This window comes from Clostridium sp. (genome assembly GCF_017888565.1).
GTDB lineage: Bacteria > Bacillota > Clostridia > Clostridiales > Clostridiaceae > Clostridium.
The window spans coordinates 1-12,598 of the sequence record NZ_JAGHFX010000058.1 but is presented as its reverse complement, the minus strand read 5'-3'; the positions used below and the strand labels follow the sequence as shown (position 1 = coordinate 12,598).

Annotated in this window: 12 protein-coding genes and 2 pseudogenes; 1 reads left to right on the top strand and 13 read right to left on the bottom strand. The window is 27.6% G+C overall.

Annotated features, from left to right (window positions below; translation table 11 throughout):
- The 8 genes and pseudogenes from J7M87_RS10800 to J7M87_RS10765 all read right to left on the bottom strand — a co-directional run bounded on the left by J7M87_RS10800 (position 1) and on the right by J7M87_RS10765 (position 4,980).
- On the bottom strand, positions 1 to 981 hold the full coding sequence (locus tag J7M87_RS10800; RefSeq protein ID WP_291651061.1) for a GDP-mannose 4,6-dehydratase: 981 nt from the start codon (positions 979 to 981) through the stop codon (positions 1 to 3).
- Positions 975 to 1,739: a glucose-1-phosphate cytidylyltransferase gene (gene rfbF, locus J7M87_RS10795; RefSeq protein ID WP_291651060.1), complete on the bottom strand. Its 765-nt coding sequence runs from the start codon at positions 1,737 to 1,739 to the stop codon at positions 975 to 977. Before rfbF ends, J7M87_RS10800 begins: the two co-directional genes overlap by 7 nt.
- A gap of 25 nt (positions 1,740 to 1,764) precedes the next feature.
- Positions 1,765 to 1,995, bottom strand: a complete 231-nt coding sequence (locus J7M87_RS10790; protein WP_291651059.1) for a hypothetical protein — start codon at positions 1,993 to 1,995, stop codon at positions 1,765 to 1,767.
- 380 nt (positions 1,996 to 2,375) lie between these two features.
- Entirely contained in the window at positions 2,376 to 2,498 is a 123-nt protein-coding gene (locus J7M87_RS10785; protein WP_291651058.1) for a hypothetical protein, read from the bottom strand.
- A 132-nt stretch (positions 2,499 to 2,630) separates the two neighbouring features.
- Positions 2,631 to 3,284: a 4Fe-4S binding protein gene (locus J7M87_RS10780; protein WP_291651057.1), complete on the bottom strand. Its 654-nt coding sequence runs from the start codon at positions 3,282 to 3,284 to the stop codon at positions 2,631 to 2,633.
- A gap of 344 nt (positions 3,285 to 3,628) precedes the next feature.
- A pseudogene (locus J7M87_RS10775) lies at positions 3,629 to 3,958 on the bottom strand (ATP-binding cassette domain-containing protein); the annotation flags it as partial.
- Complete coding sequence (locus J7M87_RS10770) at positions 3,913 to 4,038, bottom strand: hypothetical protein (RefSeq protein WP_291651056.1); 126 nt, start codon at positions 4,036 to 4,038, stop codon at positions 3,913 to 3,915. The pseudogene J7M87_RS10775 and the gene J7M87_RS10770, both read right to left, overlap by 46 nt.
- 228 nt (positions 4,039 to 4,266) lie before the next feature.
- A pseudogene (locus J7M87_RS10765) lies at positions 4,267 to 4,980 on the bottom strand (DUF434 domain-containing protein).
- Between the two features lie 375 nt (positions 4,981 to 5,355).
- Between J7M87_RS10765 and J7M87_RS10760 the strand changes: the two are divergent.
- Complete coding sequence (locus J7M87_RS10760) at positions 5,356 to 5,586, top strand: hypothetical protein (protein ID WP_291651355.1); 231 nt, start codon at positions 5,356 to 5,358, stop codon at positions 5,584 to 5,586.
- Between the two features lie 412 nt (positions 5,587 to 5,998).
- Here J7M87_RS10760 and J7M87_RS10755 read toward each other — a convergent pair whose 3' ends face one another.
- From J7M87_RS10755 to J7M87_RS10735, 5 genes are all read right to left on the bottom strand, one after another.
- Complete coding sequence (locus J7M87_RS10755) at positions 5,999 to 8,719, bottom strand: SIR2 family protein (protein WP_291651055.1); 2,721 nt, start codon at positions 8,717 to 8,719, stop codon at positions 5,999 to 6,001.
- Positions 8,720 to 8,932: 213 nt separating this feature from the next.
- Positions 8,933 to 9,208, bottom strand: coding sequence for a hypothetical protein (locus tag J7M87_RS10750; RefSeq protein WP_209738925.1), 276 nt, complete (start codon positions 9,206 to 9,208; stop codon positions 8,933 to 8,935).
- Positions 9,209 to 9,470: 262 nt separating this feature from the next.
- Positions 9,471 to 10,673, bottom strand: coding sequence for an RES family NAD+ phosphorylase (locus J7M87_RS10745; protein WP_195624326.1), 1,203 nt, complete (start codon positions 10,671 to 10,673; stop codon positions 9,471 to 9,473).
- 99 nt (positions 10,674 to 10,772) lie between these two features.
- Positions 10,773 to 12,362, bottom strand: coding sequence for a recombinase family protein (locus J7M87_RS10740; RefSeq protein ID WP_195624327.1), 1,590 nt, complete (start codon positions 12,360 to 12,362; stop codon positions 10,773 to 10,775).
- 15 nt (positions 12,363 to 12,377) lie between these two features.
- Positions 12,378 to 12,548: a hypothetical protein gene (locus tag J7M87_RS10735; protein WP_195624328.1), complete on the bottom strand. Its 171-nt coding sequence runs from the start codon at positions 12,546 to 12,548 to the stop codon at positions 12,378 to 12,380.
- Between the last annotated feature and the right edge of the window lie 50 nt (positions 12,549 to 12,598).

Genomic DNA, 12,598 nt, shown 5'->3' with positions numbered 1-12,598 from the left:
TTATATCTCCTTTTTAAGGAAATCCTTATACCATTCTATAGTTTTACTTAGACCCTCATCAATCGTATAATTTGGACTCCATCCTAATATAGTTCTTGCTTTCTTTGCTGATAAATATTGATGTATTATTTCATTACTTCCTTGATTTAATATTATAGGCTTTATATCACTTCCCATAATCCTCAATATTTTATTAACTAGTTCTAAAACTGTTAATTGTATTTCATTACTAAAATTAAAAGCTTGTCCACCTAAATTAAGCTCTACAACTTTTTCAGCTAAATTAATATATGCGTCTACTGCATCCTCTATATAAAAATAATCTCGAATAAAGCTTCCATCACTTCTTATTACTGGAGCTTCATTATTTAATATAAATTGTATGCTTTGTGGAATAATTCTATTGAAGTTTAAATCTCCACCACCATAAAGATTTCCACATCTTGTAATACATACTGGTACCTTGTAAGTTTCATAATAAGTTTGAGCAATTAAATCTGCACAACTTTTTGAAACATCATAAGGGTGCTTTCCTTGAAGTGGCATATTTTCATCATATGGAAGTTTTTCTTGATCACCATAAGCCTTATCACTAGATGCCACTATTACTTGTTTAATTAATGGACTTTTTCTTGCAGCCTCAAGTATATTCCAAGTTCCCTCTATATTAGATTTAAAAGTTCCAAGTGGATTTCTATTTGCAACTCCAACAATTGCTTGTGCAGCTAAATGAAATACTGTATCTATTTCATATTCTCCAAGTGCCCTTTCTATTAATAAATAATCTTCTAAGTCACCCTGTACAACATTAACCTTTTTATATTCCTCTCCACGGTATATATTTGATTGTGGTATATAATCTCTTACTAAGATAGTTACATTAGCACCATAGTTTACTAATTTTTTAACTAAGTAACTTCCTAAAAATCCAGTACCACCAGTTATAAAAACATTTTTATTATTCCAAAACTTATTTACCATATCTTCCACACTCCTTTTCCTTCGTTCCAAATTTTATTTACATTATTTATATCATTTAAAGTGTCCATAGCAGTCCAAAAGCCATTATGAATATATACTGCAAGTTCATTATCTTTAACTAAATTTTTTAATGGATTTTGTTCTAAAACACATGTTGTATCATTTTCCAAATAGTCAAATATTTCTGGTTCAAAAACAAAAAATCCACCATTTATTATTTCATCACTATTCTTTTTTTCCTCAAAAGACTTAGCTAATCCATCTTCTACAGTTAAAATTCCATATTGACTTTTCTTGCATATGCCTGTAACTGTTGCTATTTTTCCCTGCTCTTTATGAAATTTTAATAATTCATCTATATTTATATCCGCTAGTCCATCTCCATAAGTTAACATAAATGTTTCATTTCCAATATACTTTTGTGCCTTTTTTAATCTTCCACCTGTCATAGTTTCAATACCTGTATCAATGAAATTTATCCTCCATGGCTCTGGTTCAGAATCTATATTAATATCCCCACTTTTCATATCTAGAAGAAAGCTTCTAGTCTTCCATGAATAATCCATAAAATATTCTTTTATTTTTTCCCCTTTATAGCCTAACAAAAACATAAAATCATTAAATTTATAATGACTATATATTTTCATTATGTGCCATACTATGGGCATACCCCCAACCTCACATAAAGGTTTAGGAATATTCATTGTTAACTGACTCATTCTAATTCCTTTTCCTCCAGCAAGTATAACAACTTTCATCTTTTGTACCCCCATTATTTTTATTTTAATCCGTCTTGTTATTTCTCAAATCTAGTATTGAATCAAGGTCTGTATATCCACAATGTTTGTATTCATCATATAAAATTATAACTATTAAAATAACTACACACCTATCATACGTATTCGAAGTAACTATCTCATGACTTATATTTATAATACATTTATCTTTGATAAACTCATTAATTTCATATTCTAATTTTTTCGGACTTGTACCTTTTAATATCTTTACTTTCATTTTAATTACCTATCCCTTACTGGTTTTCATAATATATATTATTCATGAACATTTATTGTGATACTTATTTTAATGTATTACAAATTTCTTTCTATAAAATGAAAAAACCGTACAGAAAAATCTGTGCGGTTCTTGTTTTGTGTATTTATTTCAAAATCTATTACTTAATCTATCCTTTGTTCCATTACTAATTAATAATTTCAAGTAACTATAAATAATTTAGCTACACTCTATTAATTATAAATTAGGAGTCAAAATTATCTGGGTCTGGTCCTACTCTTAAATCTTTATTTAAGCTATCTATCTTGTCCATATCATCGTCACTTAAATTAAAATCAAATATATCTATATTTTCAATTAATCTTCTTTCATTTGTAGATTTATGGATAGTTACTATTTGACTTTGTAAATCCCAACATAGTACTTGCTTGTGCTGCTGTTTTATTGTACTTATTAGTTATTTCTTTTAATGTCTCATTTTCTAACAATCCATTTCCAGCCATTAAAGGTGACCAAGCTTCAACTTGAATATCATTTTCTCTGCAGAAACCTCTAACCTTTTGTATAACTCTAAATCTCTTAATGTTAGGAATTACTTATAAAAAGTACACTCAACTTAAAGAATTTATATATTTTTATTTTTTATATCCTATAGATTTTTTAGGACATTTATTTACACACCTACCACATTGTATGCAATCATAATAAGTTATACTTTCATTCTTATATTCATGAACGTTTATTCCCATAGGACATGTTTTTGTACATAACTTACATGATACACAAGCATCATTAATGCTTAATAAAATATTTTTATTCTGCTTATTTCTAAATTTTGATATAAATGCAGCTATACTTCCCATTGGGCAAAAATTACACCATGCTCTTTCATTGTAAAATGGAGCTAATATTAAACCTATAATAGTTGTTATTACTATAAGTCTGTATATTACAAATCCCATTCCATATAAATTCCCCCAGTTTTTTATCATACCAGTAGTAAATACAGTAAGCATTAGTGCTATAGCAACTAGCCTGAAATATACTGATTTAATAAATTTAGGAACTTTCTTTTTATTACTAAACTTAAATATTACATTATCATAAAAGCTTCCCCTAGGACATAAATTTCCACACCAAAATCTACCTCTAAATATAGCAACTATTATAGGTGCAACCATACAAATTGATGCAATCAATCCAATTCTAAAATCAAACATACCCAAAATCAAAAAAGTTATTAGAATTACATACGACCACTTTTTCCAAATTTTAATTAAACTGCTCATGCATATCCCCCTTAAATTTATTTATGACAGTTTTACTATTTAATTATACAGATTAATATATATCCTTCTGTGACTTTATTACATATCTATTTAGATACATTTATTATTATCCACGTATCTAATGGAGAATGGGCTTCTATCTTACAACTAGCTATGATATATTTTTTACAATAGCATTTTTATCTTTTCCTATTAAATAAAAACTTTCTTCTATATTTTTAGCTATTATAGTGCAAGGATTCTTATATAGCAAATAAGCACTCCTATCAATAAATAATAAAAAGTTAGAAACTCTATTTTATATAAAGTTTCTAACTTTTTACTTCTAATTCTCACTATATAATTTATTCATTTCCAACATTTAACTTTCCAATATGACTTATTATCATTTGGAAGTAATGCCCCTTATTCTCCATTAAAGTTTTATGATCTCCACTTTCAAGTATTTTGACATCATCAATAACCATAATATTATCCGTATCTCTAATAGTAGAAAGTCTATGAGCAATTAAGAAGCTGGTTCTATTTTTCATTAATCGAACTAAAGCATTTTGAATATCCTTTTCTATCTTAGTATCAACACTACTAGTTGCCTCATCTAAAATAATAATTTTAGAATCCTTATTAATTACACGTGCAATAGAAATTCTTTGCTTTTGTCCTCCTGATAAGTTAACCCTCCTCTACCTAAAAGAGTATTAAAGCCACCTGAAATATTCCCTATAAAAGAAGCTTCTGCTCTTTCCGCTTCCAATTCATACCCTTTTTTATTTAATACTTTTTATTTTATACTATACTATTTAATTTATTCCCTTTGCTAAAAATCCATGAAAAAATGACCCTAATATATCCACATAAATTATTTATCTTCTATACTTTTATGTAAAACTATGTGATATTTACAATTCTATTTACGATATGCTAACCTACTATTATCCATATTGGACACCTCCTTGTATTATAGTTGTAGTCGGCAAACCTACTATAACTTATTAAAATCTATGCAGTTGTCATTTGCTATCTTATCTTTTATAATATACATATTTAAATTAATCCAACTAATACAATTATCAAGAATTATCGCATCACTAGATACCACATTTTCTTTTGATTTTAAAACGCTATCCACATTATCAATATTCCATACTTCAATTTGAAATTCTAAACCTTCAAGCATCTCCAAAATCTTCATCTTTAATCTACCTGAATTAGAAACTGGCTTATCTAAATAAAATATAGCTTTTTTAATTTTATATTCTAATAAAAATTAACCTATTAACTTAATTGCAACTTCAGTTTTATCTATAACTGAATAAGTACCCCTAAGTCCTGCTAAATCCCTTATAGTTTCATCCATAGACTTAATAATTAAAGAATTAGATAAAGCAACCTCTAAAGTTATTATTGTATTAAATCCATCTATATGTACTTCTTCAATATTTGAAAGATTAGTAATTTCCTTAGCCTTTCTTTTTATAAAATCATCATATTTAGATATCCCTCTAACCAATGCAATTCTTTGCCTTTCAGATAACAGATAATGATTGCCTATAAAAGTTGAAGCTCCTTTAATTTTGTATCCTCTATTTAAAAGATACAATAAATCCTCCGCTGCTTCATATAACTTATTTAAATTTTCATTTCTAAATTCTTTTTCATCTGTAGGTACATAACCTCTTCTAGTTATTTTACTCATAATTACTTCCTTATTGATTCCTTAAACATTAATATTTTATTTATTAATATTATTAGACGGATTAGTATTAAAATACATATACCTTTAATATAAAAATAAAAATGTAGTTACCGTATTCTAAAATAAAGTAACTACATTTATCTTTTATAATAAGATTATTATCCTACTAATTTTGTAGTTACTGCATTCTTAGATAAGGTAACTACATTTTTATTTAAGTTATAATTGATTTATTTCTTTATTAATAATCTTTAATCTTTAGCCTATTTCACTTTCAACTGAAGTTCTTGATTTAATTTGTAATTAATATAATATTTTTTGCTAAAAGTCACAAAATATCTTTATGAAGATATTAGCTAAAGAAAAGGTGATTTTATGACTGAAACAGAAAAAGCCTATATTGCTGGAATTATTGATGGTGAAGGTAGTGTAATGCTACAAAGAATACATAAGAATGAACACCCATCCCCTTGTGTATCGATTGCTTCAACAACATTGACTAATATTGCCCCTAGGGTGCTTGTGGGAAGCTTTGCGACCCACTTTCTTTTGGCCCGGGGGTCTTGTGAGGCTCAAAGAGGCCCACTTTCTCTTCATCACCATTAATACTGTGTTAAATTTTACCTAGTATTATACATAAAAATATTGGTCACTCTGTACATTCTTATCTTAGCATTTATAACCATTTACATATATCCGATATGTCGGCAAAAATAATTAAAAAGCGTACTAAATAAATATTTGAACTTGATATGTTTACTTTTAGCATATGGCTCGAGAGGATATAAAGTACGTAAAATGCCATTAGTAGTTCCCTGGAACATTTATATGATAAATCAATTTTATATTAGGCTATGTTTTAAGATACTGTTGATTTTTAATAGCACTGGTGTTTCTGGTTGTCGGTAGCTACTGATTGCTAAAATTTACTTCAATAGAGCAAATCTAGCATGAGCAAGTTTATACTATACTGAATATCTACAGCTTTATATAATAGAACTTTTAACAGAGCTTTATATTAAAGTATTTGGATAATTTCACTAAGATTGTTTTCTTCTATTTTCCTTTGTAAATTTTCAGAAAATAAATCATCTAAATATTTGTCCACCTGAAATGCGGAAAAAATTATCAAATAACTATTTCTTGTTGACAATATACTTTCCCACACTGTATTGGGTTCCAACCAGAGAATCTCATTCTTAGCTTGTAGATCATATTTTCTTTTAATCTCATCTTTATGTATTTTTATAAAATCCCATAGAGCCGCACTGCTAATAGTAGTCTCACCATAAGGTATTCCTATTAAGTCAAAAATCTTTGTCAATGCTTGTTTTTTTAATCCATAATATGAACTCTGTGCATTACAAATATAATCGTCCAAATACTTTGTCGAAATTCCCTTTACTTTACCATTAATAATTAAATCTGCTATCGATGTTTTATGCATTCTATACTGACAATATTTTATTGGGAAAGATGTATTCTCATAGACTTTCTTAAAATTCTCTTCATCACCCCATACTTCAATATGGTTACATATGTATTGCTTTGAGAAACTAATTTTTTTATTGCTAATTAAAATATCACAATTTTTTTTAATAATACCGCACTTGTCATTCAAATGCTTAATAATATCAATGATTTCAATTTCATTCTCATTTATTCGCTTTTTATAATTTTTTAAAATTTTTATTATCTCATCTATTTCAAGTTCATAAATAGCTTTTCCAATACTCCGCATAGTAATTCCTGAAATATTCATGCTTTCTCTAGATAAACTAGTTACAATCTCATTTTCATATGGTTCTGAATTCAATATATCTAATGCAACAAAAGGAATATCAATTCCGCTTAATTGTTTAAAATTTTTCACATCAAATATCACATTGGAAATCATATCATTATAAAACACTGTATTTTGTTTGTCTAAAATTTGCTTTAATTTTTTATCACTATCACTTAATTCATCGTAATCAATTTCTAGCCAATCCCCTTTATATACTTTAATTCCAGCCTCTGGCTCAATAAACCAATCATCCTTATCTAGTTTCACTATTTCTTGCTTTTCACCATCAACTTCAATTATTATTGAATTTTGAGATTTTGTAAGATAATTCTCTAACCCCAATTCCTGGATATAATCTTCAATTGTCTTTTTCTCATCTATTATATTATCTTTTAGATGTAATCTAACGATTGTAAATGAAGGTTTGTCCACTTTCATTATATCATCTGGTATTTCATCTATCCAAGTGACCTGCTTTTTTTCATTCTTAATATAAAGTCTAAAAGATAGCAGTATTCCATTTTCCACTTTAGTATAAACTTCTGCATTTTCTCCTAACAAAAATAACGACAATATTCCAACACCATATTTACCCACTAAACCCTTTTCATTTTTATCTTTACTAGTTTTACCAACAGTTAGAAAGCATTCCCTTACAACTTTAATATCCATTCCTGTTCCATTATCTTCAATTTGTAAATACTCATTTCTTTCACTATCCTTGATTAGTTTTATACTTATAGCTGAATTAACCCCTTTATTCTTACACGCGTCCAATGCATTTTGAAGCAATTCTCTCACAACAACTTGCGTCTTGTCTTGTAATTGATACAATGGTTTTATCAATAATTCAATAATATTATCAGAAATATTAAATTTCAATTTTCCAAAATTCTGACTTAGCACTACATCATTTATAGCTTTATAAAATCTATCATAATAATTTAAATAGAAGCATGTTATGCTAATACTTTTTCCATTTAATAATTCAATTTTCTTCTGCTCTACTCGCTCATCATTAATACTTACAACATAATCCACTATCCATATATGCTTTGCAAATTCCTCTTTTTGTTCTTCTGTCATAATATCAATCATCACTGTCAAAATATCTTTTATATTTCTATCAGAAATACTATATCCGATAAAAATAACTGGATATTCCCAAAACATTGTTAATATTTTTGAATATAAATATTTACTTTTATTGAAGAATCCATCATAATCTTCTTTAGTAATAACAATAGTATCAGGTTTAGTAATACAACCATGAATCTTATACAGATTACTCCTATTCTCTTCCGTATTTTCTCCTCCACATAAAAACCATTCTTGCCCTATCTGAACATCACATCTACCCTTAAAAATAAAATCTTCTAGTAAAGTATCATAATTAGTCGTTATGATCGCTTTAGGATGCGTTTTACTTAATTCCAATATTTCAATCATTTTTTTTCGAATATCTGAGGCACCACTAATATCACATGCAATTTCATCATATAGTTTTGCTTGTTCACTAATTATGAATGAGTCATATTTATCAAATTTTTCTACAATATCATATAACCTTTTTATTATATTTTCTCTAAACTCCTCTACATTTCCAAAATCATACTTTTCTTTATATTTATCAGAATATTGTTTAATAAATTCAGAAATATAATTTCTGAGAAACATTCTATGATTTCCTTTTTCTACTGATTCAGAATCTGCTTGCCTAAAAAAATAATATTCAAGTTCTTGAGCAATTTTTTCATTTTCCTCATTACATGCTTTCTTTATAACATCAAAATTACAGTTTACCTCATTTGATAGTTTATTTAGTAGACCTTCCCAGTTTGGTAATTCCAAATACCTTCTTGATAAACCAGATCCTATAAAAAACATAGGCTTCTTATTTGTTTTTCTCAAAATCCGTTGCATCTCATTTAATTTTTCCTCTATTATGTACATAACTTTCATCCTCTTTTCACTAATTCCAATACCACATTTATTTCACTGATAGTCTTCTTATCAATTTCATACCTTAACTAATAACTTGATTCTTTTTCCATTTTTACAATCTTATGCACTATCTGAAATCTAGGTATTAACTAATTCAATAATTTTTTCTTATTTTTAGATAGTAATTTCATACATATGCCCCTAATATTTGATATCAATATTCTAATTCTTGCTTCCTTTGACAAATGCTTTCTTCGGCATCTTTCTATACAGTGAATCAAGGTTAAAGAGATTACTTTTCTGCTTATAATCATACTTTCTCCAAGTATATTGGTTCTTCTTTCTATGTGTTGAAAGCCAAATATCCTCGTTTTCATAAAAATCATTATCATCTCTTATATCTACATGTAAAAATGAATAGCTATTATTGATATAATTTACGTTAAAACATGTAAATCTCTGCTGCGTAATTTCTTTTTCTGTTATTTTTTCCCCCATTCAAATCCCCCTACATTATATCTTTTAATTAAATTATAACACACTTCCAAATTTTCCACATTAATCAATATTTTAACTTAAAAAGATAAAGATACAGTATTTTACACATAAAAATAACCTATGCTCCTGACTAGTACATAGGTTGTAATATAAAAAAACCTTATTTATGGTAAGGTTCATTATCTTTATTCTAAAATAAATAACCCTCGACAACACATATATGTACTGTCGAGGGTTTCATGGTGGAGGCGATACGTGACCTTTAAAATCCACTATATTTATCTGCTTTTTCAATAAGTTCCTCTCCTAAAGCTCCTCCACTATTATCTTCATTATTTCCCCATGTATAAAATTTATCTGTAATTATACTCGAATCAACTTCTTCGTAAGTATATTCTACTTTTTTAATATTAATAGCTTTAGCAGTTTCCTTAACATATTGGGCATTATCAGGTGAAAACACAACTAAATTATATCCTCTAGTTAATGAACTATTAAAAATAATACCATCGAAACCTATATCAATCAACGAATCTGTAACAGCTTGTGTAAATGAATATACTTGTTCTGGATTAGGTAATGACATTTTTTCCGCAAGCGTCTTTATAAATATAAAATCCTTAATCTCTTCATCACTATGGTAGAAGTTATATATATCAATATCCCTAAAATCTGCAATATTTAATCCAGCTTTAACTTTAAAATTAGCAATAGAAACCAAATGCCCTCTATTAGGTTTAATCTCTGATATAGCTGTTTTTTCATCTAATGCTAAATATAAAAATGCTGTTCCTTTTCTATTTAATCTTCCCTCCATAGCAATATTCGGATTTGGAGCTCCTATTTGTTTTTCTCTGTATGGCAAAACTTTTTTCTTCATTAATTCTGGATACTCTGCCTCTTCATACATATTCTTATCTACGCCTACCCTTGCTCTATAAAATAACCTTTCACCATTAGTTCTTATAACTAACTTCTTCGCATATGCTTTTATTCTATTAGTAATCATCCTAGATATTATATATGGATTATAATATTCCATCATATATTCTATATCTTCTCTCTCATCCTTTAGTGGTGTAAAATACCACCCTCTATCACCACATGCTTCCCTATAGTAAAGGGATACTCCCTTGCCATAATCATCACAATTAGGAACTATCTTGCTATATTTATCATCATAATCACATTCTACTGCTTTAGGAATTATAATGTTTAATATCTCATTTTCTTCTTTTAATATTTCTTCAACACTATCTCCTCCAACGTTAGAATTATAATCACTTTCTGAATAATAATATCTAATTAAAGCTTTAATTAACAATTTAAAGTCAGCATCTTCTGAAATATTTATTGTCATATTAGTTTTTTCACAAAAAGAGCATTTGTTTTCTATGCCTCTTTCATCTATTAATCTTTTTAGTGACCTATGCTTAACACATTCGTTACAAATATAATATACCATTTAACTCTCCAACCTCTAAATTAATAATAATTTTACACTACTTTCATTGTAATATTAACTCTATATATTGTAAATTTTAATATTTATTACATTGTTAACCTAACTAACTTTTATATAAAAACTTCCACTATATCTTTCATATAAAGCATATCTTCTAATTTTACTTACAACCTCTATACCTTGATTATTTTTAAACAAAGAAAAAGACACATTGAATATGACTTCAATGTGTTCCTTATAAATAATTACGCTTTTTACGAAGCTTTGGATAAACTTTTTACATTCTGGGATATTTCTACTCATTACATAACCACTAAAGTTATTTAGTAAATTTCTAACATCTCTTTCTGTTACTACTTGAGTTATTTCATCTGATTTTAACTCTGATAGCTTGAATTCTAGTTCTGATTTTCTATTTTTTAGCTCATCCATCTTTACTTTGAATTCTTCTTGCATAAATCCACTTGCTATTGCAGTAACAATATTATTTATTTGAGAGTCTATCTCTTTTATCTCTTTGTTTATTACTTCCATCTTTTCTTCTTCAACTTTGTTTTTCTTTTGAAGGTTCTTATTAATTCCTTCTACTAAGTGTGGTATTGCTTTATCATTAAATATCCTTCTTTCAAGTTCTGATAACACATACTCTTCTATGTATTCCTTTCTTATCTCCTTATTATCACATACTTTAGAACTTGTTAATCTTCTATAGGAACATCTATAAGAAACATACATTGGTTTATTCTTACCTTGTCTCCTATTTCCTTGATAATGCCTTCCACAACATCCACATCTAATTAAGCCTGCAAGTAAATAATTCTCTTTTGCTTTATTAGTACCAGGAGCTCTCCTTTTTGCTTTTAATACTTCTTGTGCTTTTTCAAAAGTATCCTTTGAGATTATTTGTGGCATACCTCCTTCTATTCTTATTATTTCACTTTCATCTTTATATGCATGACTATTTCTTTTTCCAAAAGCGTCTTTCTTTGCACTCTTATTATATACATATACTCCAGTATACTTTTCATTCGTTAGAATACTATGGATACTATTAGCTCTAAAAATTGTTCCTAGTTTAGTTTTAAAACCTCTTTCATTAAGTTCATTTACCATTTCACTTTGAGAATAACCTGTAGTATACATATCAAAAATTAATCTTACGCTTTCAGCCTCTCTTTCATTTATAATATATTTCTTTTCTGAATTAACATCATATCCCAATGGAGGCATCCCTCCTGTATGTTTACATTGATAAGCATTTTCTTTAAGACCTTTCATAGTTTCTCTTGCTAAATTCTTAGAATAATATTCTGCCATTCCTTCTATTACAGACTCAAGTATTACACTTTCAGGACTATCATCTAACTGTTCTGTTACACTTATCAATCTAACTCCACATTGCTTTAATTTTCTTTTATATAATGCACTGTCATATTTATCTCTAGAGAATCTATCCAATTTATGGACTATAACTACTTCAAATAATCCTTTTTCAGCATCCCTTATCATTCTAAGAAATTCACTTCTTTTGCTACTATTAGTACCAGACTTTGCTTTATCAGCATAATTACCAACTAACTCGTGGTCATTTTTTCTTGCAAAATCTTCTACAGCCCGCAACTGTGCATCTATTGACTCCTCCCTCTGGTTATTACTAGAAAATCTTCCGTAAAACACGGCTCTCGCCATAAACCAATCACCTCTTTAAGTACTCTTATTTTCTGAATACTTCAAGGTAAGAATATCTATTAATAATTTATAATTAATACTATGTAAAACTTCATCATCAGTATCTTTAATTATTTCTATTGAATCTCTAGTGTAATTTTTCTCATAAAGTTTCTTTCTTGATATTGTTGTTTTAGTATACTCCATAAATAGATATTCCTCCCTTGTATTCATTATTATGATATATACTTATTAAT